Genomic DNA, 22,568 nt, shown 5'->3' with positions numbered 1-22,568 from the left:
GAAGAGGACGTATGATCGAAGGGGTATTGTTTGACATGGACGGCCTGATGTTCGACACCGAGCGGCTGTGGACCGAGGCCTGGCTGGAGACGGCCCGGGAGGAGCATCTGCCGGTGACGCTGGACATCGTGGTGGCCATGCGGGGCCGCACGCTGACGGACTGCCGGCAGGTGTGCCGCGCCGCGCTGGGGGAGGACTTTGACTTTGACACCTACCAGGAAAAGGCCCGGGTGGTGATGGCCCGGCTGGTGAACGACCGGGGCCTGGACAAAAAGCCGGGCCTGGTGGAGCTGCTGGAAGAACTGCGCCGCCGGGGGCTGCCGGCGGTGGTGTGCACCAGCACCCGCCGGGACACCACCGAGCAGTACCTGCGCATGGCGGGCATCGGCGGCTTTTTCAAGGGGCAGATCTGCGGCGACGAGGTGACGCGGGGCAAGCCCGACCCGGAGGTGTTTTTGAAGGGCGCGGCGCTGGCGGGCGTGGCGCCGGAGCGGTGCATCGTGCTGGAGGACAGCCCCAACGGCATCCGCGCCGGGGCTGCGGCGGGCTGCAAGGCGGTGATGGTGCCGGACCTGATGGAGCCCACCGACGAGCTGCGGCGGCTGGCGGCGGCCATCGTGCCCGACCTGTTCGCCGTCATTCCCCTTTTGAGCGAACTGTGAACTGAATTTTCAAACGGGCCCTGGGCGAACCTTCGGTTCGCCCAGGGCCCGTTTTTGCCTTTTTCAGTTCTCGCCCTCCCAGAAGCGGATGAAGCGCCGGGTGGCCAGGGTGGCCTGGGGCAGGCAGGCCAGGCCGATCTCCACCATCTGTGGCGGCGAGAGGGGGATGGCTCGGATGCCCTTGTGCTCGGGCAGGATCTGGGTCTCGTTCACCAGCGCCACCCCCAGCCCCGCCCGCACCATCTCGTGCGCCGCGTAGCGGTCGGAGGTGGTGAACTTGGTGTTCGGCTCCACCCCGTAGCGGGCGAGGATCTGGTTCGCATCGGTCTCCTGGCTGGAGCAGATGTCGATGTAGGGCTCCCCCGCCAGCGCCTCCACGGGAAACACCTTTTCGCCGGCCATGGGGTGCCGCTCGTCCACCAGCACCATCATCCGGTCCTTGCGCAGGGGCATCCACTCCAGCTCCTCCTCCCCCCGGCACACAAGACACAGGTCGATCCGCCGCTCCAGCACCGCCCGGCGAAGCTCCCGGTTGTAGCCCCACAGGATGCTCACCTTGATGTTGGGATACCGCTCCACGAATTTCACCACCTGCCGGGTGAGCAGTGGGTAGCTGGCGCTGTAGGCCGTGCCGATGGTGAGCGAACCGATCTCCAGCCCGTTCAGCTGGGCGACCTGCTGCTTGAGTTTTTCCTCCGCGTGGAGAAAGGCGCGCACGTCCGGCAACAGCAGCCGGCACTCGTTGGTGGGGGTCACCCCCCGGTGGTGGCGCACCAGCAGCGGAAAGCCGATCTCCTCCTCCAGGGTGGTGATGATGCGGCTCACGCCGGAGGTGGTGTAGTTGGTCTGGGCCGCCACCGCCGCCATGCTGCCGCTGTCCACCGCGTTCAGCAGGATCCTCCATTTTTCAACATTCATAACAGCCTCCATCGTTGACATTTTCGCAATGCAACCTGTATAAACCTTCACTTTACAAAAAGGATACCCCGTGGTTAAATGATTGTCAAGGGGAAAGCGTGAAGAATTTAACACCCTTGTGTCGATTCAAGCCGTGTCTGCCCGGCCGGGGCACGGCGCTCGCCGCCTCCTGTTCGTCCGTCATCGCTAATTTTCCTGTAAGGAGTGAGTCAAACCATATGAACAGCATGGTTATCTGCCTGATCATTTTTGCGGTCATGATCATTCTGTTTTTCAACCGCAAGCTGCCCATGGCCTTTACCAGCATGGGTGTTGTGGTGGCACTGTTCGTGACCGGCTGTGTGGACGCCCCGACGGTGTTCGCCGGCTTCGGCAACAACAACGTGCTGACCATGGCCGGTATGTTCATCGTGGCCGCCGGCCTGTCCCGCACCCAGATGGTGAACAACATCACCAAACTGCTGTACAAGATCACCAAGGGTTCCTTCACCAAGGTGCTGGCGTCCTACATTCTGGTGATCTTCCTGCTGGGCCAGTTCGTGCCCAGCCTGCCCGCCCTGTTCGCCATGGTCTATCCTCTGGTGATGAACATGTGCAGCCAGCTGAAGGTGAGCCCTTCCAAGATGATGTACCCCATCGCCGTGACGGTGGTGTCCACCTCCTTCGTCATCGAGCCCATCGGCCCCTACGCCGCCTGGTACGTCACCCAGAACGGCTACCTTGAGTCCTACGGGTGGACCGGCCAGATGCTGAGCATGTGGAACGAGACGATGGTGTTCCTGCCCACCGCCATCGTGACCCTGCTGCTGACCATCTTTGTGCTGCCCCGCATGATGCCCGATGAGCCCGACATCCCCCTGGCCGCCATCTCCGGCCCCAGCATCAGCGAGCAGGAGCCTCTGTCGCCGGTGCGCGAGGTGATCGGCTACGGCGTGTTCATCCTGGTGGTCATCGGCCTGATGCTGGGCCTGCCCTCCTGGGCCGTGACCATGGCCGGCGCCGCCGTGGTGACCCTGACCGGCGTGCTCACCGAGCAGGAGTCCCTGGTGCGCATGAACATGAGCATGGTGCTGCTGTACGCGGGCGTCACCGTCATGGGCGAGGCGCTGGGCAACACCGGCGCGGCCCAGCTGCTGGGCGACGGCGCGGCGGCGCTGCTCTCCGGCGTGACCAACGGCTACGTCATCGGCGCGGTGTTCTACATCGTCTCCTTCCTGATGACCTCGTTCCTCTACAACAAGGCCACCACCACCGTGCTCATCCCCATCCTCATCATCACCTGCAGCTCCATCGGCTGCGATCCCCGCGGCCCCATCATCCTGTGCTCTCTGGCGTCCATGTCCTCCCTCATCACCCCGATGCCCAACCCGGTGGTACCCATGGCCATGCAGGCCGGCGGCTACACCCAGAAGACCATCCTCCGGGTGGGTCTTGTGCCCGCGGTGGTCCGCGGCGTGGTGGGCGTGCTGATCGCCATGACCCTGTTCCCCGCGTTCGGCTGATCGCCGCCGCACCCATCCCTTTCGCAACCATAACAAGGAGGCAATACTGATATGAAGCGTTTTGAAAATAAAGTGGTCGCCATCACCGGCGGCGGTTCCGGCATGGGCCGCGTTTCCAGCGAGCTGTTCGCCCAGGAGGGCGCCACCGTCTGCGTGGTGGACATCAACGGCGCCGCCGCCCAGCAGACCGTGGACAACATCCTGGCCGCCGGCGGCAAGGCCAAGGCCTACACCCTGGATATCACCGACGCCCCCGCCATGGAGGCCTTCTTCAAGGATGTGGTGGACACCTTCGGCCGCATCGACGTCTACTTCACCATCGCCGGCATCAGCCCCATGGGCACCGCCGTGACCACCAGCGTGGAGGACTTCCGCAAGGTGGTGGCGCTGGACATGGAGAGCGTATTCCTGGGCTGCAAATACTCCATCCCCTACATGGAGAAGCAGGGCGGCGGCGTGATCCTGAACCTGGCCGGCACCTACGGCATCCGCCCCACCCCCAACAAGCTGGGCTACTCCGCCGCCAAGGCGGGCGCGCTGAGCATCACCCGCTCGGTGGCCATCGACTTTGCCCGCAGCAACATCCGCTGCAACGCCATCTGCCCGGGCTTTGTGAACACCCCGCTGAACAACGGCTTTGAGGGCGAGGCCCGCCAGCGTTTCCTGGACACCTACCAGCCCGCCCCCTTCGAGATCCAGGCCCGGGACATCGCCGAGACGGCGCTGTTTTTGGCCAGCGACGAGGCCCGCGCCATCACCGGCCAGGCCATCGTGGTGGACGGCGGCACCGAGGCCTCGCTGTACCTGAACTACAAGCGGGCCAAATAAACCGCACGAACAAGCTTTGCCCGGCGCGCGGCGCACGCCGCCGCGCGCCTTTGCTGTTTCCGTTTCGGGAAAGGAGCGTAATATCATGAAAGAGTATATCGTTGTGCCCGGCTGCCTGTGGGACGGCGCCGCCGACGGTGTGGTGAACGGTCAGGCCGTGCTGATCCGGGACGGCGTGGTGCGCCGCGTGGGCCCCAAGGCCGACCTGGTGAAGGAGGCCCCCGGCGCGCAGCTGCTGGAGGACGCGGACTGGCTGATGCTGCCCGCCTTTGTGAACGCCCACGACCACGGCCGCGGCATGTCGCCGGTGTCCTTCGGCACCCCCGATCAGGCGCTGGAGGTATGGCTGCAGGACCTGAACAAGCTGCCCGCCATCCCCCACTACGACGCCTGCTGGTACGACGGCGTGCGCCTTGCCTCGGCGGGCGTGGGCACCGTGCTGCACAGCCACAACCCCAACGGCTTCGCCAACATCCGCGAGGAGATGGTGCAGGCGGCCCGGGGCTACCGGGACGCGGGGGTGCGCAGCATCCTCTGCCCGCTGTACCTGGACCAGAACAAGCGCATCTACTACGACCGGGACAAGTTCATCCAGTCGCTGCCCGAGCCCCTGCGCACCAACTTTGCCGCCGGCATCCACGACCGCATCATGACCATCGACGAGTATCTGGAACTGGTGGAAGGCATCCAGGAGGATCTGCGCAAGGAGATCGACGAGGGCTGGGTGGAGGTGCAGCTGCACCCCAACGGCGGCCAGTGGTGCAGCGACGAGGCGCTGCTGCGCATGAAGGAATACGCCCTGGCCCACGGCATGTACATCCACCTGCACCTGCTGGAGACCCAGTATCAGGCGGAGTACGCCCGGCGCACCTGGGGCAAGAGCTTCATCCGGCACTACCAGGACATCGGCTTTTTGGGGCCCTGGGTCTCCTTTGCCCACGCCGTCTGGCTGGACGAGGAGGACCTGCAGCTGATCGCCGCCTCCGGCGCCCATCTGGTGACCAACCCCTCCTCCAACCTGCGGCTGCGCAGCGGCGCGTTCAATATGCGCCGGGCCTGCGAACTGGGCCTCGCCTGCGGCATCGGCCTGGACGGCTGCGCCTTTGACGACGACCAGGACTACCTGCGGGAGATCCGCGTGGCCTGGCTGAACAACCGCCACAACGGGGTGGACGGCGGCGTGCCCTATCTGGACGTGCTGAAGATGGCCACCTCCCGGGGCGCCACCGAGGCCGCGCGGCCCCTGTCCCAGGGCGTTTTGAAGGAGGGCTGCAACGCCGACTTCGTCTGCGTCAGCCTGGACAGCATCACCCGCCCCTACACCGACCCGGGCCTTGACCCCCTGGCCATGCTGGTGCAGCGGGGCACCCGCGCCAGCGTGCGGATGACCTTTGTGAACGGCGAGCAGACCTGGGGCGTCGACGAGGCCTTCCGCGACAAGGAGAAGGCCGCCGAAGAGCGCATCTGCGCCTCCATCCGCCAGCTGCGTGCCGCCGACCCCGGCAAGCGGGACAACGAGCCCCTGCTGAGCCGGGTGCACGACTTCTACGCCGCCAGTCTCCGCAAGTGAGCGGGCCGAAGTGAGGAGAGCGTGATATGAACAGCAAGACCTCCCTGCGCAAGGGTGTGTTTCTGCCTGCCTTTCTGCTGGTGCTGGGCACCGGCGTGGCGGGCCTTGTGAACAACAAATTCCTGATCGACCGGTTTCAGGCGGTATTCAACTGGTCCTATGTGAACCTGAGCTGGATGTACCAGCTCATCATGGTGGCGCTGTTTTTGCTGTGCTGCCTGCTGCTCTTCTCCCGCAAGGGGGACATCCGCATCGGCGGAAAGGACGCAAAGCCCAAATACGGCTTCTGGACCTGGTTTGCCATGTCGCTCACCGGCGGCATCGGGGCCAGCATCGTGTCCTCGGGCGTGTCCCAGCCCATCACCTTCCTGGAGAGCGTGTGGGGCGAGCTGGAGGGCTACGGCATCGAGCCCGGCTCCTCCGACGCGGTGCTCTTCGCCCTGGGGCGCTCGTTCCACGAGTGGGCCTTCTTCCCCTACGCCTTCTACGGCCTGTGCGGGGTGCTGATCGCCTATGTGTGCTACAACAAGAACAAGCCTCTGACCATCTCCAGCACCCTCACGCCGCTGTTCGGCGACAAGGCCAACCGCCCCGTCGTGTCGGCCGTGGTGGATATGGCCGCGGTGCTGGCGCTGGCGCTGGCCATCGTGGGCACCCTGGGCACCTTCATCGGCCTGGCGTCCTCCTGCCTGAGCCAGATCTACGGCGTGTCGGTGGGCGTGCCGGTGATGTTCGCCATCATGGCGGTCACCACGGTGGTGTATCTGCTGTCCTCCCTGAGCGGCGTGGACAGGGGCATCAAGTTCTTTGCCCGGCTGAACTTCCGGTTCTACATGATCCTGCTGGCGGTGGTGGCCCTGCTGGGCGGCTCGCTGGCCTGGATCCTGAACACCGGCACCTCCTCCCTGGGCTACTGGCTGCAGAACCTGCCCCTGTGGGCCTTCGACACCGGCACCGCCGGCGGCGAAAATCTCATCAAGTGGTGGACCATCTACAACTGGACCTTCTGGATGGCCTTCGCGCCGGTGACGGGCGTGTTCCTGGCCCAGCTCAGCTACGGGCACACCATCCGGGAGGTGCTGGTGGTCAACTGGATCATGCCCAGCGTCTTCGCGGTGATCTGGTTCTCCATCTTCGGCGGCTGCGCGATCGACTGGCAGCTTTCCGGCGTGGTGGACCTGGCCGCCGTGATGCGGGAAAACGGCACCTACGCCGCCATCTGGAGTTTCATCCGGCAGCTGCCGCTGAGCGCGGTGCTGGTGCCGGTGACCCTGTTCGTGATGCTGATCTCCTTTTCCACCAGCGCCGACAACAGCGTCACGGTGATCTCGGCTTTGTGCATGCGCGGGCGCAAGATCGGCGACGAGGCCCCCGCCCCGGTGAAGATCGCCTGGGGCGTGGCCATCGGGCTGCTCTCCTTTTTGCTGATGGCCTACGCCTCCGGCGGCAAGGGCAACGACGGCGTGCGCTACATGGTGGTGTCCATCGGGAGCGTGTTCTCCCTGCTCATCATCCTGCAGATCGCCGCCGCGGTGCGGGCCTTCTTCTTCCCACCCCGGGATGACACCCCCCAATGACCTGCCGCCTTTGGCAGGGCTCCTTTAAGCACAGAGGGCCCCGCGGAGTTTTCTCCGCGGGGCCCTCTGTGTTCCTTTTTCAGTCAGATGCGGGCTTGCCCTCGCCGGCGAAGAATTCCCGGGCGAGGCGCACCACCGTGCCGGAAAGCAGCAGCAGCGCGATGAGGTTCGGGATGGACATCAGGCCGTTGAAGGTGTCGGCGATGTTCCACAAAAGGCCCAGGTCCACCGTTGCCCCCAGGATGGCCACGAAGGAGTAGACCACCAGGAAGGGCCGGATGACCTTTTCGGTGCGGCACAGGTAGGAGATGCAGGTGGAGCCGTAGAGGCCCCAGCCGATGATGGTGGAGAAGGCGAAGCAGCACAGCGCCACCATGGTGAACAGCGACACCCAGCTGCCGTAGGTGACGGTGAAACCGGAGATGGTCAGTTCGGCGCCGGCCTCGGTGCCGTAGGGCACCGGCGTGCCGCTGCACAGGATGACCAGGGCGGTGAGGGTGCAGATGACGATGGTGTCGGCAAAGACCTCGAAGATGCCGAACATGCCCTGCTTCACCGGCTTTTGGGTGTCGGCGCAGGCGTGGGCGATGCTGCCGGTGCCCAGGCCCGCCTCGTTGGAGAAGATGCCCCGGGAGACGCCTTTTTTCAGGCTCAGGAACACACTGCCCACCACGCCGCCGGTGAAGGCCCGGGGCCGGAACGCGCCGCCCACGATGGCCGCCAGCACGCCGGGCAGCTGGCGGAAATGCACCGCCACCACCCCCAGGGCCAGCACCACATACAGCAGCGCCATGAAGGGCACCAGCTTTTCGGTGACGCTGCCGATGCGCTTGATGCCGCCCAGCAGCACCAGCGCCACCAGCATGGCCACGAAGATGCCCACCGCCAGGTTCAGCAGGGGCAGCGTGTCCGCGCCGGCCAGGCCGTACTGGAGCAGCGCCGCGTCGATGGAGGTGACGATGGTGTTCACCTGGGTGGCGTTGCCGGTGCCGAACACGGTGAGCACGCCGAACAGCGAGTAGAGCACCGCCAGCCACTGCCAGCGCCTGCCCAGGCCGTTTTTAATGTAATACATGGGGCCGCCGGTCCAGTTGCCCGCGGCGCTGCGCTCCCGGAAGTGCAGCGCCAGGGTGACCTCGGAAAACTTGGTGCACATGCCCAGCACCGCGGAGCACCACATCCAGAACACCGCCCCCGGGCCGCCGATGGCGATGGCCCCCGCCACGCCGGCGATGTTGCCGGTGCCCACGGTGGCGGCCAGCGCCGTGCACACCGCCTGGAAGGGGGTCATGGCCCCGTCCGCCGCGCTCTTCTTTTTGAACATCCGCCCGATGGTGGTGCGGATGGCATAGGGGAACCTGCGGATCTGCAAAAAGCCGGTGCGCACGCTGAGCAGCAGCCCCACGCCCAGGATGCACACCATCGCCGGCACGCCCCAGATAAAGTCGTTCACCGCCCCGTTGACGGCACGGATCCATTCGATCATGTTCTTTCCTCACTCCCGTGTGTTTCGTCCGGCCCGCCGCACCGGGCCGCGGCCGTGTCAGCCCTCGCCGTGCTCGGCCCGCCAGGCGGCGCTCTCCGCCTTCTCGATGGCGGTGCGCTTCGCGATGGCCTCGGCCAGCGCCTGCTGCTCGTGTTCCAGCGGCAGCTTGCGGGCGATGAGGGCCTTGGTCTTGATGCCCTGCTCGGTGAACATGGCCTCGTGCTCGGTGCGGATGTTCCAGGCGGGCTCGTCTGCATGCAGGTCCCGGGTCTGCCAGGTGATCTCAAAGCCCGCCTCGGGGAAATAGGACAGACTGTCGTTGAACAGGTCCTCGTCGTCGGTCTTGAAATACACCTCGCCCCCGTCCGCCAGCATCCGGCGGTAGAGCGCCAGCTGCCGCGTGTGGGTGAGCCGGTGCTTTTTGTGGGCCAGCTTGCGGTTCCAGGGGTTGCAGAAGTTGATGTAGATGCGCTGCACCGCGTCCCGCTCGTCCATCACGTTCAGGATGCGCTCGATGTCAAAGCTGGCGATGAGCACATTGTCCACCGGCATCCCCTTTTCGGCATAGGCTTTCTCGATCTTGCGCTTGGCCAGGATCAGCACCTTGTCGGTGATGTCCACCCCCAGATAGTTCACCTCCGGGTGGGACGAGGAAAGCCGGGCCAGATACCCGCCCTTGCCGCAGCCCAGTTCCAGGTGGAAGGGCTGGTCGGGCCGGGCGAACAGGCCGCGCCAGCGGCCTTTGTTCTCCAGCGGCTCGTGGGCGTGCCAGGGGGTAGCCAGCAGTTCCGGCCGCGCGTAGGGTTTGAATCGCATTCGCATGGGTGTCGTTTCTCCTTATTCCGTGAATTGCCGCGCCCAAAACGCGCGCAGGGCGTCCATGTCCGCCGAACAGCTGCCCTGCACAAAGCCGGGCTTGCCGCCGCCGCGCCCGTCCAGGGCGGCGTTCAACTCTTTGCACAGGGGCCGCAGGTCGGCCCCTTCGCCGGCGCAGGCGATGGCGTAGGCAAGGCCGCCGTCCTCCTTTTCGCTCACCGCGCAGCAGACGCCCGCCCGCGTTTGTGACAGGGCCGCCGCCAGCCGCCGCAGCCCGTCGGGGGAAAGGCCCGGTTTGCACACCAGCGGGTTTTTGGCCCCCTCGCCGGCGGCCCAGAGGGCGAACAGCTGGTTCTCCAGGCCGGTGAGGCGGAACTTCGCCGCCTCCAGCTCGCCCTTCTGCCGCTCCACCGCGGCGGCCAGGCCCTCCACCGGGGCGGAGAGAGCCGCCCCCGCCCGGCGGCACTGGCCGTCCAGCAGGCGGTGATAGGCCAGCGCCCGGCCGCCGCACACCACCTGCAGCCGGGTGCCGGTCTTATACTTGATGTGGTCGATGATCTTGATCTGCCCCACCTGCCCCGTGCGCTGCACATGGGTGCCGCAGCAGGCGCAGCAGTCCGCCCCGGGCATGGTGACCAGACGCACCGGGCCCTCCAGCTCCTTCTTGCTGCGGTAGGTAAGGCTTGCCAGCTGCTCCTTTTCGTACCAGACGGCCTCGGTGGGCACATCCTGCCAGACCACCCGGTTGGCCGCCTCCTCCGCCTTCGCCAGGCCCTCGGCGTCCACCGGCACGCTCAGGTCCATGAGCAGGTAGTCCGCCCCAATGTGAAAACCCACGTTCTCCGCGCCGAACATGCTGTGCAAAAGGCCCGAGAGGATGTGCTCCCCCGAGTGCTGCTGGGTCAGGTCCAGCCGGCGGGCGGCGTCCACCCTGCCCTCCACCCCGCTGCCGGGGTCGAGGGGCCGGTCGGTGAGGTGGCGGATGACGCCCGCTTTTTCGTGGACGTCCAGCACCCGCGCGCCGCCCAAAAGGCCCTGGTCGGCGGGCTGGCCGCCCCCCTCGGGATAGAAGGCGGTGCGGTCCAGCACCACCTGCCAGCCGTTTTTGTCCGCTTCGCACTCCAGCACCCGGGCGGTGAACTCCAGCACCGGGGGCTGGGCGTAGTAAAGTTTTTCGGTGTGTTCCATGGGTGTTTCTCCTTTCGGCGGCAAGGCCGTAACAAGGGCATTATACCACAAACTTGCCGCTGGAAAAAGCCCGGCGGATAGTGTATAATAAAGCAACATCTTTTTAAAATGAAGGAGGTGCGGCCCGTGAGGCGACTGCTGGCCATTCTTCTTGCGGCGGCGCTGCTGGCGGGCTGCGCCGCCGACCTGCGGCTGCTGCCCCAGGGCGGGCAGGACCCCGCGCCTTCCGCCGCCCCCGAGGCCACCCCGGCCCCCGGGCGGGTGCTGGCGGTGTGGGACGAGACCGGCGTGCTGGCCGAGGCGCTGGAGCTCTATGCCCAGGCCCAGGGGGTGACGGTGGAACCGGCCGCCGACGCCGCCGGCGCGGCCCTGGCGGTGAGCGCCGCCGAGCCGGCGGACGGCGCGGCGCTGGACCTGACACAGCAGGGCGAACTGGTGCAGGGCATGGCCGGCGCGCTGACCGGCCAGCAGACGGGCTGCCGCAGCCTGCCCCTGGCGGGCAGCGCCTACGGGTACCTGGCCGACCGCGCCCGCCTGACGGCGCTGCTGGGGGCCGCCTTTGACCCCGCCGACCTGCAAAATGCCACCGCCGCCCAGTGGCGGGACTTCGTCGCCGCGCTGGAGGATTGGCTGGAGGAGCCCGCCGAGGCATCGGTGACCCTGAGCGGCAAGGAGTATTCCCTGCCCGCCGAAGCGCCCGCCGAACTGGCGGGTCTGGAGGCGGTGTTCACGGTGGCCGGCGCCGACCGCTTTTCCGGCCCGGTGCTCTCGCCGGTGCTGGGCACCTGCTACACGACCGCCGAGGAGGCCGCCGGCGGGCGTACCGACGCCCAGCTCACCGGGGCGCTGAACAGCCTGTGGACGCTGCTCACCGACGAGACGGGCAGCCTCGCGGGGGCGGGCAAAAACGGCGCGGCCCCCGACCGGGCCGGCGCCCGGGCCGCCTTTGCCGACGGAAAGGCCCTCTTCTACCGGGCCAGCGCGTCGGAGGCGGCGGCAGCGGGCCTTGCCGCCGAGGACACGGTGGTGGTGCCGATGAAGTTCACCTTTGACGACACCGACCTCCACGGCGGGTTTTCGCTGGAGGAGCTGCTGGGGCAGCCGGTGGCCACCAGCGGCGGCCGGGTGTACATCCCCGCCGGGGCGGACGAGACGGGCCGCAGCGAGGCCTGCGCCTTTCTGCTGTGGCTCTACGCCAGCGAGGCGGGGCGGCAGCTGATGGAGGGCGCGCCCGCCCAGGGCCTGCCGGACCTCTCCGCCGCCCTGAGCGCCGAGGCGCGGGCGGCCATCGACGCGGCGGGGGACGACCTTGCCGGCCTTTCACAGTTCACCACCGCCGGGCGCCGGGCCTTCACCGGCGCGGTGCTGGCGGCCTTGCCATAAGGGAGGAAAAAGCAATGCGGGAAAGCGGCGTACTGATGCCGGTGTTCAGCCTGCCGGGGCCGTACGGCATCGGCTGTTTCGGCAAAGAAGCCTATGGATTCGTGGATTTTCTGGCCGATGCGGGCCAGCGGGTGTGGCAGATCCTGCCCCTGGCCCCCACCGGCTACGGCGACAGCCCCTACCAGAGTTGTTCGGCCTTTGCCAACAACCCCTATTTCATCGACCTGGACGACCTGGCCGACCGGGGCCTTCTGAAAAAAGGGGAATACGAGCATCTGCCCTGGGGCGGTGAGGCGCGGGTGGACTACGGCGCGCTGTACCAGCTGCGCTGGCCGGTGCTGCGCAAGGCGGCGGCGCGGTTCTTCGCCTTCCCGGAAGACGACTACTACGCCTTCTGCTTTTTGAACGAGGACTGGCTGGAGGACTACGCCCTCTACATGGCGGCCAAGGGCGAAAACGACATGAAGCCCTGGCAGGCCTGGCCGGAGGCGCTGCGCCGGCGGGACCCGGAGGCGCTGGCGGCCCTGCGCAAAGAGAAGGCGGAGGAGATCGCCTTCTGGAAATTTTTGCAGTACCAGTGCCACCGCCAGTGGTCGGCGCTGAAGGCCTACGCAAACCGCAAGGGCGTGCGCATTCTGGGGGATATCCCCATCTATGTGGCGGCGGACTCCGCCGACGCCTGGGCGGGGGGCGAGATGTTCGAGACCGACGCCCAGGGCCGCTTCACCCGGGTGGCGGGCTGCCCGCCGGACTATTTCTCCGCCGACGGCCAGCTGTGGGGCAACCCCCTCTACGACTGGGCCTGGCACCAAAAGACCGGCTACGCCTGGTGGATCCGCCGGGTGCGGCACGCGCTGGAACTCTACGACATGGTGCGCATCGACCACTTCCGCGCCTTCGACACCTACTACGCCATCCCCGCGGACCACACCAACGCCCGAAACGGCGTGTGGGAGCAGGGCCCGGGCACACAGTTGTTCGACGCGCTGCGCGCCGCCCTGGGCCAGGTGCCCATCGTGGCGGAGGACCTGGGGCTGTTGTTCGACAGTGTGCGCAAGCTGCTGGCGGACACCGGCCTGCCGGGGATGAAGGTGCTGCAATTCGCCTTTGACCCCTCCTGCGACAGCGAGTATCTGCCCCACAACCACACCGAAAACTGTGTGGTCTACCCCGGCACCCACGACAACGCCACCCTGGCCGAGTGGCTGGCCACCGCCCCCAAGGGAGAGCTGGCCAAGGCGAAGGCGTATCTCGGCCTGCACCGGGGCGAGGGCTTTGCCGCCGGCATGCTGCGGGGGGTGCTGGCCAGCTGCGGCAAGCTGGCGGTGGTGCCCGCGGCGGACTGGCTGGGCCTCGGGGCCGAGGGACGGATCAACACCCCCGGCGTGGGCCAGGGCAACTGGCAGTGGCGGGCAAAACCGGGCGCATTCACCCCGGCACTGGCGGCGCGGATGCGCCGCACCTGCGCCCTCTACGGCCGGTGCGAGGCCGCCCCCGAAGCGGCGGAATAAAAAAAATACATACTCCCCCTTTTTCCGGGCACACTACCGGCAAAAGGGGGAGTTTCTCATGCAGCGACACAACGACCAGAACCACGGCGACAGCGACAACGAGGCCGTGCTGAACGAGGTGGTGCGCAACACCGAGATGGGCAAGAACACCACCGAACAGCTCATCCACATCACCGAGGACCGGCAGCTGAAGGCCAGCCTGCTGAACCAGCAGCGGCAGTTCCGCCAGCTGAACCAGCGGGCCCACACCGCCCTGGCGGCCCTGGGCACCCACGGCCACGGCCAGGGCAGGATGGCCAAGATGGCCGCCCACATGGGCATTGCCTCCAAGGCCATGACCGACAAGTCCAGCCGCAACCTGGCGGACATGCTCATCCAGGGAGCCACCCAGGGCTACACCGACTGCGAGATGGCCCGCCGGGACCACCCCGACGCCTCCGCCGGCGCGATGCAGCTGCTGGACGAACTGCAGACCCTGGAGCAGGACATCGCCCGGGAAATGAAGAACTATCTGTGACGCGAGGGGGCAACCGCCCCTTCGGAAAAGCGCCCGGATGACCAAGGCCGCCCGGCGGGGAACTTCCCCGCCGGGCGGCCTTCTGGTCTGTTGTTTTATTCGCCTTTGCGCCGGCGCACCAGCAGCAGCACCACTGCCGCCAGCACCGCCGCCACGGCCACGGCCGCCAGGATGAAACCGATGCCGCCGGCCTCGGCCCCGGTCTCCCCGGCCGCCGGGGCCTGGGTGGCCTCGGGAGCCTGGGTGGGGGCGGGGGCCTGGGTGGCCTCAGGGGCCGCCGGGGCGTCCTCCAGCTTTTCGTCCAGCAGCACATAGTCGGAGCAGTGTTCGATGGTGAAGGTGGCCACGCCCGCGCCGTCCACCTGCGCCTCGCCCACATACTCCAGCACCACCGCGGTGGGGTTGAAGTAGTAGAGGTACTTGACCGAATCGGCCTGCTCCGCCCCCACCTGCACGCTCACCCGGGCGGGCCCGGGCAGCGCGCCGTGGTAGCTGAAGTAGAGATGGATGGCGGGCATATCCTGCAGCAGCGGCTGCATCAGGTGGGCGTTGGGGCTGGTCAGCGACACGGTGGTGTCAAAGCTGGCCCCTTCGATGGCGCCGGCGTCGGTGATGGCCGCGCCCTCAAAGCGCCAGGTGTAGCCCTCGCCCTCCAGCACCAGGGTCTTGTCGGGGTGTTGGGCCAGGATGCCGAAGGCGCCGGCGCTCACCAGCGGCTTGCGGTCCACCGCGAAGGTCACCTCCGCCTCCGCGGCGGCGGCGAACCGCTCCTCCACCTCCAGGGCGCTCACCAGCCGGTTGGCGCTGCCGGCGGCCGGGGCGGGGGTGGCCGACGGCGCGGGGGCGGCCTGGGTGGCGGGCGCGGGGGTGGGCGCGGGGGCGCTCTCGCCGCCGGTGGTTCCGGCGCTGCCGCCGTCGCCCGCCGTGCCGCCGCCCTGGGCGCTCTCCTCCTTCAGGGTGATGGCCCCGGCGATGAGGTACTCGGAGCAGTGGGCCACCGTGACCACATAGTAGTCCACCCCGTCCACGGTGGTCTCGCTCACCGCCACGATGTCGGCCTCCTTCACGGTGCCGCTGGCGGTGTCGATGTAGTAGAGTTTCAGATCGTCGGCGGTGGTGCCGGCGGTCTTGCGCACCAGCACGGTGGCCTCGCCGGGCAGCGCGCCGTCGTGGCTGAAGTGCACATACTGGGCGATGGCCTCGGGGTTGGCCACCACCTTGTCCACCACGGCCTTGGCCGCGTCGGTGGGCGCGTCGGTCACCTCCAGGTCCATCCGGTCGGGCAGGCTGGAGGCCAGCTTGCCGCTGTCAAACTCCCAGATGGTGGTGACCAGGGCCTTGTCCTCCACCTGCTCGGTGACGGGGATGCTCACCGCCGCCGCCGTGCTTTTCATCTCGGCAAAGAGGGCGCTGTCCAGCAGGGAGGCGCTGGAGAGGGTGCGGTCCACCGGCACGGTGTATTCCGCGGCCCGGGCGCTGCCCGGCTTCGCGCCCGCCAGGTCGGCGGTGTAGAGGGTCATGGCCTGGTCCACGAACCAGGGGGAGTAGTAGACTGTGCCGTTGGTGCCGACCATGGGCGCGACGGTCTGGATCACCGGCGCCTTGCTGTCACCGTGGAGGTAGTAGTTCTGGGTTGCAGTGGGGTCGGAGGTGGTCTGGTTCAGGAAATCGGCGGTGTTGTCCACAAAGCGGTTCATCTGCACCCGGCATTCGGTGTAGCTGTTCATCACAAAGCTCACCGCCACCTCGTTGCCCTCAAAGGTGCAGTTCTGCACCACCAGGCGGGAGGAATCGCCCTGCACCGCCACCTTGTTGTTCTTGAAAACGCTGTTTGTGGCAAGGATGGCCCAGAAGTCACCGCCGCCGTTGCGGATGCCCACAGCGCAGTCCTGGATGGTGATGTTGTTGGCATAGCCGTTGTAGCCGTTGGCATTGATGCCGTCCCGGGTCTTGCCGCGGCCGTCGATGGTGACGCCGCTGATATCGCCGGGGTTGCCCAGGGCGATGGTGATGATGGGGCCGGTGCCGCCCTCGCTGCCGTTGATGGTGACCTCTTCGCCCTCGGCGGCCTGGATGGCGATGGGCTTGGTGTGCACCAGGTCCATGGAGTAAGTGCCGCCCTTCATCACAATGGTGCCGGCGTCCAGTTCCTCGTAAGCCTGGATAAACTCCGCAGCCGAGGAAACGGTGCGGGTGTCCGTAACCTGGGCGTTGGTGCAGTTCACCACGCCCTTGTAGGTGTGGGGCGTGCCGCTTTTATCCTGGAAGGAGACGGTGATCTCGGCCATCTGCGCCCGGGTGTTGTCCTTCACTTCCAGCTCAAAGCCGATGGCGTTTTTGCCCTCCGGGGTGACGGAGAGGTAATTCTTCACCGCCACAAAGGCGTTGTTGCTGCTGGTGACCGTGAGGGTGGACACATCCACGTCGTCGTACAGGGCCAGGTCATACTGGGCAGGCTGCATGTTGCCGTTGTCGCCGCTGCCCTTGGTGATGTAGAATTTGGTGGCGGCGGGCGCGCCGCCCACGTTGAACCGCTGGTCGATGCCCCGCCGGGCGCCGGTGTTGTTGGTGCCCGCCAGGGTGGGATCGGTGGAGAAGCCGAAGGTGTCGGTGTTCGCGCCGTTGAGGTAGAACTCAGCCGCGCCCACAAAGCTGCCGTTGCTGTCGTTGACGGTGACGTAGGCGGGCAGGGTGGCGCTGGCGGGCACACCCGGCTTTACGGTAAGTTTGAGCACGTCAACGCCGAGACCGGGAAGGCGGGAGATCTCGCCCGCGAAATAGTCGTCCGCCTTGTACCCGGTGGCGGAGAGGGTGAAGTTGTAGCCCGTCATGGACATCACCTGGCCGCCTTTTATATAGTAGACGTAAAGGGGAGCGGTCTCGCCGCCGGCCTCGGGGTCAAAGTTCATCTGCTTCGCCTGGTAGCCGGCCACCGAGCCCACGGCGTAATACAGCCCGTCGGGGCGGCCGTCGCCGGCCGGCAGGTCGGTGGGGGCTTCCGAGGTCATGGAAACGGTCACAACGCCCTGTGCATCCTCGCCGCTGATGGGGTTCATCACCGCCACCGCGTACGTCTGTCCGCCCACGACGGCCTCGTACAGGCCGGGGTCTTTGCCCGCGGTGTCAAAGGAGAGCTGGCCGTTTTCCAGGGTGAAGCCCTGGGGCAGCGGGTCAGACGCCTCGCCGCTCACACCGGTGAAGGCGACAACGCCGCTGTTCGCGAAGGCCTGCTTCACCTGGGCGGAAACATAGCCGGAGGGGGCGTCCGGATCTTCTTGGTTGCCGGTGACGATCACCGAGAAGCCGGAATTCCCGCCAAGGCTGGTGAGAATGGAAAACTGCGCGTTGCCGTTGGCGCTGCCGCCGGTGAGCTTGTACAAACCGTACCTGCCCTGCCCGTCGTCGCCTCCAACGGGTTCCACTTTGACCATGTCACCGGTGCTTCCGGTCTGATTCAGCGCAAAGGGGACGGATCTGTCGTTCTGCATCACCCGCAGGTAGATGGAATAGCCCGACTGCAGGGCATAATAGGTGGCGGTTTGCCACTCCTGGCTGTCCGGAGAAGAGGCGACCTGCGTCTGCGGGAAACTGCCGGTGGTCTGGCCCGCCATCACCATCATAGAAACAAAGCCGGAAATGCCGTCGCTGTTCATGACGGAAAAATTCAGATTGTAGGTCCCGCCTTTCAGGAAGACGAGGGTGCAGACATTGGACGCATCCACGGTGCAGGTGAAGTACTCATCGTGGGCCTGGGTCAGATTTGTGCCTCCGCACATGGCAAAGGTCAACTCCACATTCCCCAGCGCGTCAGCCGCCGTCACCTCTGTTCCAAGCTTGTTGGAAAAGATAACCTGATACGGCTTGTTCGTCCCGGCGGTCAAGCTGCTGAATTTCTGCCAGGTTTGGCCGTCTTCCGAATAATAGGCATAAACGCCGGGGCGCATGATCACTTTCAGGGAGACCGGCGTGCCGTTCACGGTGAAGTTGAGGGTGTAATTGCCGGCGGCTGCGCCGGAAAGGACAGACACAAACAGGTAGGTGTCTCCCAGGCCGGTCATGCTGCTGTCCGCTCCGCCCTTTGTGACGCCGAAGGCGCCCTCCGCCGTCTGGCCGTTCAGCGTCGCGCCGGTGTACTCCACCTTGTCCATGGTCACAAGGGCGCCGTCCGCCGCCTCAAAGCCCACCATGAAGGACTGGCCCTGGCTCGTGGACCAGACTTGGGTGCTGTCGAACCCGGCGTTCTGTTCGGGGCTTTCAAACATGCCGACGTAGACGTGGGCGCTGCCCCCAAAGGCAGGCTGCTCCGTGGGCGTTTCCTCGCCGCCGGCGGCAAAGGCCCCGGCGGGCAGCGCCGTCAGCGCCATGGCCAGGGCCAGCGCCAGCGCCGCAAGTTTTTTCACTGTTTTCATCGTGTCATTCCACCCTCGTAAAAGTGTATTGAACGGTTTTCTCCCGCCGGGTCTGCAGCGGGTCGGCGTAAAATTCCGCGGTGACCACCGCGCCCCGGGAAGTCTCCTCCAACCCCAGGATCTGGTATTCAAACCGGGCGGCGAGGCCCGGGTCGAAGCGATAGGCGTTTTGGGCCGGGTCGTAAAGGCCGCCGGCCCGCAGGTTAGAAAAGTCATGGATGGCAAAGAACTCGGCGGCCACCGCCTCCACGTCCTGCGCCGCCAGCCACTCGCCCCCGCCGCCCGCCCGCCGGCGGGCGATGTCGGTGCAGAAGGCGGCGATCCTGGCGCCGTTCTCCGGGGTGTTCTCCCCGCTGGTGAGGCCGTACTCGATCATCCGGCGGCAGAGCATCACCGCCTCGTTTTCCTCGTCCACCCGGTGAATGGCCTCGTAGTTTTCGTAGCTGCGCAGCGCCTCGGCGTAAAAGCCGCCCATCAGCTCGCTGGAGGCCAGCTCCAGCACCAGCCGCTCCCCACCGTCCGGGGGCGAAAGGTAGAACACCGCGCTGTCCTGCCCGGTGTAGAACACCGCCTCCTGCTCCAGCGCGGTGGGGGGCAGGCCGGCGTACAGGGGGGCGAAGTAGGCCCCGTCGGCGCTGGACTTCTCCGCCAGCGCCGCCCCGTCGCCGGCGGCCAGGTCCGCCAGAAAGCCCCGGGCAAAGGTCTGGGCCCGGGCCTTCACCCCGCTGCCCACCCGCACCGTGGCGGGGGTGTAGGGGAAGTATTCCGCCAGCACCGGGTTGGTCGAGACCCCCAGCCCCAGCGCCAGTGTACAGGCCGCGAAGAGGGCCAGCTGCCAGCGGGGCAGCGGGCCGTAGCGCAGGATGCCCCGCACCCGCTCGATCACCCGGGTGCGGGCAAAGGCCAGCTGCCCCAGCCGGAAGCGCAGGCTGCCCGCGGCGCAGCTTGTGAGCGCCGCGGCGTAGACGGTCCGCCGCTCAAAGCCCAGGGCTCCCAGCACCGCCTGGTCGCAGGAGGCCTCCACGTCCTCGTTGAACAGATAAAAGCACAGCCACACCAGCGGGTTGTACCAGTGGAAGGCGGCGATGAAAAAGGTCGCCGCCCTGGCCAGGGGGTCGTGCCGGCGCAGATGCACCATCTCGTGCGCCAGCACGCATTCCAGCCCTTCCCCTTCCAGCCCGGCGCCCGCCGGCAGCAGGATGCGGGGGTGGGCCAGCCCGAACACCACCGGCGAGGTCACCCGCTCACAGACGAACACCCGGGGCGTTGCGCCCAGGCCCAGCCGGGCGGCGGCGCGCTGCGCCTCCGGCGGGTGGCACAGCACCGCATAGCGCAGCGCCCGGCGGGTGAGCGCGTAGCCCGCCAGCCACCAGACCGCCAGCCCCAGCGCCCCCGCCAGCCACAGCCAGGCCAGGGCGGTGAGCAGCCCCTCGGCGCCGCCTCCGCCCGCCACGGCCTGCAGGTCGGCCTCGTCCAGATAGCGCATGGTCACCAGAAAGCCGCCCCCGCTCTCCACCGCCGCCGGCCGGGCGAACAGCCGCAGCACGCTGAAGGCGCTGGAGAAGGACACCGGCACGCACAGCCGGAAAAACACCACGCCCCACAGCAGGTAGAAAAACCGGTGGGGGATGCGCCGCCGGGTGGCCTGCCGCCAGAGGATGAGCAGCACCGCGCCCGCGCTGCCGCTGATGCCCATGTTCAGCCCGTGGAGAAACAGCCGCAGGATCACCTGCCGCCCTCTTGCCTGGCCCGCTCGATCAGGTCGTTGATCTCGGCCATCGTCTTTTCGTCCGGTTCGCTGCCGCCCAGCAGGCCGGTGAGAAACAGCTTCATGCTGCCGTTGTACATCTTGTCCACCATGCGGATGGTCTTGTCCCGGGCCACCTCGTCCCGGCTGACCAGCGGGGTGAGCACAAAGCCCGGCTCGTCCCGCCGCACAGCGCCCTTTTCCAGCAGTTTTTTCAGAATGGAATAGGTGCTGTTCTTCTTCCAGCCCAGGGTCTCGGTGGCCCAGTTGGCCAGGTCGATGGCCTTGATCTGCCCTTCGTCCCAGATCTTCACCATCAGGTGCATCTCCGCGTCGAAGATCGTGATCTGTGCCATGGTCGGTTCCTCCTCTCTTGCGCCTGCCGGGGCCGGGGCCCCGTTTGCTTTTTCCTCTTTATAATAGTATCACACCTTTATTCTGTCAAGACAGAATATTCTGTTAAAATGGAATGGCAGGGATCCGGGAGGGCAATTCCGCCAAAACAGTGAACAAAAAACGCCCCGGCGCAAAAGCGCCGGGGCGTTGGAAGCTATGGCCGATCAGTCCAGCCGGGAGAGCATGCCCGCCACGATTTTGGTGGCGGTGGTGACATACTCGGCGATGCTGAATTTTTTCACCACCAGCACCTCGTGGCCCGCCTCGTCGGCGTTGTCGCTCATGGCCCGCAGGATGACGCAGGGCACGCCGTTCTTCTGGGCGATCTGGCTCACCGCGGCGCCCTCCATCTCCACGCAGTCGGGGTGCACCTTTTCGGCGATGGCCGCCTTGGTGGCGGAATCGCCCACGAACCGGTCGCCGGTGGCGATGGTGCCGGCGATGGCCTTTACCCCCAGCGCCTCGCAGGAGGCCAGGGCCGCCTTTACCAGTTCCGGGTCGCCCTCGTAGCGGGCGGTGAAGGGGGCGCTCTGGGCGATCATGTCGTCCTCGGCGTCGTGGTAGAGCACCGTTTTGCCCACCACCACGTCGCCGATGCCCACCTTGTCGGTCATGTTGCCGGCAATGCCGGAGAAGATGATGCGCTCGGCCCCGAAGCGGGTGATGAGCACCTGGGTGGTGGCGGCGGCGTTGGCCTTGCCCATGCCGGCGCAGCACACCACCACCTGCTTTTCGCCCAAAAGGCCCCGGTGGTAGGTAACGCCCGCGTAGGGCTCGACGGTCACCCCGTCCAGCAGGGCGCACAACTGCTCCACTTCGTCGGGCATGGCGCCCATGATCGCGGTAATGCTCATTGTTTTCTCCTTTTTACACGTTGAACAGAAATTCGATGATGTCCCCGTCCTGCACCACATACTCCTTGCCCTCGGTGCGCTGCAGGCCCTTGGCCTTCACCGTGGCCATGTTGTAGTCGCAGGCGGCGAAATCGTCGTAACTCACCACGCTGGCCCGGATGAAGCCCCGCTCGAAATCCGAGTGGATCTTGCCCGCCGCCTGGGGCGCCTTGGTGCCCCGGCGGATGGTCCAGGCGCGGCACTCCTTCTTGCCGTCGGTCAAAAAGCTGATCAGGCCCAGCAGCCGGTAGCTGGCCTGGATGAGGTTGTCAAGGCCGGTGGCCTCAATGCCCATCTCCGCCAGAAACTCCTTCTTCTCCTCGGGGGTGTAGTCGGCGATGTCCTCCTCGGTCTTGGCGCAGATGGGGATGCACTCCGCCCCCTCGGCGGCGGCCAGGGCCTTCACCGCCTGGTAGTGCCGGTTTGCCTCCATGCCCTCCATCAAGTCGTCCTCGCTCATGTTGGCGGCGTAGATCACCGGCTTTGCGGTGAGCAGGCCCATCTCCTTTTTCTGGGCCATCTGGTCCTCGTCGGCCTCGTCAAAGGCGAAGCTGCGGGCGTTTTTGCCCTCGCCCAGATGGGCCTCCAGCGCCTCCAGCCAGGCGGCGGAGGCGGCGGCCTTCTTGTCGCCGGTCTTGGCGGCCTTGGCGAACTTGGCGGCGCGGTTACTCACCACCTCCAGGTCGCTCAGGATCAACTCGGTGTCGATGGTCTCGATGTCCCGGATGGGGTCCACCGCGCCCTCCACATGCACCACGTCGGTGCCGTCGAAGCAGCGCACCACATGCACGATGGCGTCGCACTCCCGGATGTTGCCCAGGAATTTGTTGCCCAGGCCCTCGCCCTTGGACGCGCCCTTCACCAGGCCCGCGATGTCCACGAACTCCACGATGGCGGGGGTCTTTTTGTTGGTGTCCCAAATTTCGGCCAGCTTGTCCAGCCGCGGGTCGGGCACGGCCACGATGCCGGTGTTGGGGTCGATGGTGCAGAAGGGGTAGTTTGCCGCCGCCGCGTTCTTGGTGCTGGTGATGGCGTTGAACAGGGTGCTCTTGCCCACGTTGGGCAGGCCCACGATACCTAATTTCATGGTGCGGTTCCTCTTTCTGTGCAAAAATGCCGGCACGGGCCGGAAAGCGCATGAATATACAAATATCATTATAGCCCA

General features: G+C 66.6%; 17 protein-coding genes. 8 read left to right on the top strand and 9 right to left on the bottom strand.

Annotation, left to right across the window (positions count from 1 at the left end; all coding sequences use genetic code 11):
* Positions 1-11: 11 nt before the first annotated feature.
* Positions 12-662, top strand: coding sequence for an HAD family hydrolase (locus tag ACH2A7_RS07070; protein ID WP_394960996.1), 651 nt, complete (start codon positions 12-14; stop codon positions 660-662).
* 63 nt (positions 663-725) lie between these two features.
* On the opposite strand, the gene ACH2A7_RS07065 is transcribed toward ACH2A7_RS07070, so the two are convergent.
* A complete protein-coding gene (locus tag ACH2A7_RS07065; protein WP_394960994.1) occupies positions 726-1,580 on the bottom strand; it encodes a LysR family transcriptional regulator in 855 nt (284 codons plus the stop codon).
* Between the two features lie 218 nt (positions 1,581-1,798).
* On the opposite strand from ACH2A7_RS07065, the gene ACH2A7_RS07060 reads away from it, so the two are divergent.
* From ACH2A7_RS07060 to ACH2A7_RS07045, 4 genes are all read left to right on the top strand, one after another.
* Positions 1,799-3,082, top strand: a complete 1,284-nt coding sequence (locus ACH2A7_RS07060) for an SLC13 family permease (protein ID WP_394960992.1) — start codon at positions 1,799-1,801, stop codon at positions 3,080-3,082.
* A 51-nt stretch (positions 3,083-3,133) separates the two neighbouring features.
* Positions 3,134-3,910, top strand: a complete 777-nt coding sequence (locus ACH2A7_RS07055; protein ID WP_330055761.1) for an SDR family oxidoreductase — start codon at positions 3,134-3,136, stop codon at positions 3,908-3,910.
* 85 nt (positions 3,911-3,995) lie between these two features.
* Positions 3,996-5,480 (top strand): amidohydrolase family protein, encoded by a 1,485-nt coding sequence (locus tag ACH2A7_RS07050; RefSeq protein ID WP_394960991.1) that lies wholly within the window; start codon positions 3,996-3,998, stop codon positions 5,478-5,480.
* Between the two features lie 26 nt (positions 5,481-5,506).
* Positions 5,507-7,057, top strand: a complete 1,551-nt coding sequence (locus ACH2A7_RS07045; protein WP_394960990.1) for a BCCT family transporter — start codon at positions 5,507-5,509, stop codon at positions 7,055-7,057.
* Positions 7,058-7,136: 79 nt separating this feature from the next.
* Here the strand turns inward: ACH2A7_RS07045 and ACH2A7_RS07040 are convergent, their stop codons facing one another.
* Genes ACH2A7_RS07040 through ACH2A7_RS07030 form a run of 3 tightly spaced genes read right to left on the bottom strand, consistent with a single transcriptional unit; the run spans position 7,137 to position 10,547 of the window.
* The gene (locus ACH2A7_RS07040) at positions 7,137-8,543 is read right to left on the bottom strand and encodes an alanine/glycine:cation symporter family protein (RefSeq protein WP_394960989.1); all 1,407 of its coding nucleotides are present in this window, start codon (positions 8,541-8,543) and stop codon (positions 7,137-7,139) included.
* Between the two features lie 57 nt (positions 8,544-8,600).
* Positions 8,601-9,365, bottom strand: a complete 765-nt coding sequence (gene trmB / locus ACH2A7_RS07035; RefSeq protein WP_394960987.1) for a tRNA (guanosine(46)-N7)-methyltransferase TrmB — start codon at positions 9,363-9,365, stop codon at positions 8,601-8,603.
* Between the two features lie 15 nt (positions 9,366-9,380).
* The gene (locus ACH2A7_RS07030; RefSeq protein ID WP_394960985.1) at positions 9,381-10,547 is read right to left on the bottom strand and encodes an alanyl-tRNA editing protein; all 1,167 of its coding nucleotides are present in this window, start codon (positions 10,545-10,547) and stop codon (positions 9,381-9,383) included.
* 126 nt (positions 10,548-10,673) lie between these two features.
* On the opposite strand from ACH2A7_RS07030, the gene ACH2A7_RS07025 reads away from it, so the two are divergent.
* The 3 genes from ACH2A7_RS07025 to ACH2A7_RS07015 are packed head-to-tail and all read left to right on the top strand — an operon-like array spanning position 10,674 to position 13,958.
* Positions 10,674-11,930: a hypothetical protein gene (locus tag ACH2A7_RS07025; protein WP_394960984.1), complete on the top strand. Its 1,257-nt coding sequence runs from the start codon at positions 10,674-10,676 to the stop codon at positions 11,928-11,930.
* A 14-nt stretch (positions 11,931-11,944) separates the two neighbouring features.
* Positions 11,945-13,441: a 4-alpha-glucanotransferase gene (malQ, locus tag ACH2A7_RS07020; protein ID WP_394960983.1), complete on the top strand. Its 1,497-nt coding sequence runs from the start codon at positions 11,945-11,947 to the stop codon at positions 13,439-13,441.
* Between the two features lie 58 nt (positions 13,442-13,499).
* Positions 13,500-13,958, top strand: a complete 459-nt coding sequence (locus ACH2A7_RS07015) for a hypothetical protein (RefSeq protein ID WP_394960982.1) — start codon at positions 13,500-13,502, stop codon at positions 13,956-13,958.
* 95 nt (positions 13,959-14,053) lie between these two features.
* On the opposite strand, the gene ACH2A7_RS07010 is transcribed toward ACH2A7_RS07015, so the two are convergent.
* The 5 genes from ACH2A7_RS07010 to ychF all read right to left on the bottom strand — a co-directional run bounded on the left by ACH2A7_RS07010 (position 14,054) and on the right by ychF (position 22,490).
* Entirely contained in the window at positions 14,054-18,367 is a 4,314-nt protein-coding gene (locus tag ACH2A7_RS07010; protein ID WP_394960979.1) for a hypothetical protein, read from the bottom strand.
* 4 nt (positions 18,368-18,371) lie between these two features.
* Positions 18,372-20,096, bottom strand: coding sequence for a M56 family metallopeptidase (locus tag ACH2A7_RS07005; RefSeq protein ID WP_394960977.1), 1,725 nt, complete (start codon positions 20,094-20,096; stop codon positions 18,372-18,374).
* Positions 20,093-20,470 (bottom strand): BlaI/MecI/CopY family transcriptional regulator, encoded by a 378-nt coding sequence (locus ACH2A7_RS07000; protein WP_394960976.1) that lies wholly within the window; start codon positions 20,468-20,470, stop codon positions 20,093-20,095. Before ACH2A7_RS07000 ends, ACH2A7_RS07005 begins: the two co-directional genes overlap by 4 nt.
* Positions 20,471-20,674: 204 nt before the next feature.
* Complete coding sequence (locus tag ACH2A7_RS06995; protein ID WP_394960974.1) at positions 20,675-21,364, bottom strand: 5'-methylthioadenosine/adenosylhomocysteine nucleosidase; 690 nt, start codon at positions 21,362-21,364, stop codon at positions 20,675-20,677.
* A 13-nt stretch (positions 21,365-21,377) separates the two neighbouring features.
* The gene (ychF, locus tag ACH2A7_RS06990) at positions 21,378-22,490 is read right to left on the bottom strand and encodes a redox-regulated ATPase YchF (protein WP_394960972.1); all 1,113 of its coding nucleotides are present in this window, start codon (positions 22,488-22,490) and stop codon (positions 21,378-21,380) included.
* Positions 22,491-22,568 lie beyond the last annotated feature (78 nt).

Origin of the sequence: Candidatus Allofournierella merdavium (genome assembly GCF_944382735.1) — a bacterium.
Taxonomy (GTDB): domain Bacteria; phylum Bacillota; class Clostridia; order Oscillospirales; family Ruminococcaceae; genus Allofournierella_A; species Allofournierella_A merdavium.
This window is presented reverse-complemented; position numbering and strand designations above follow the sequence as displayed.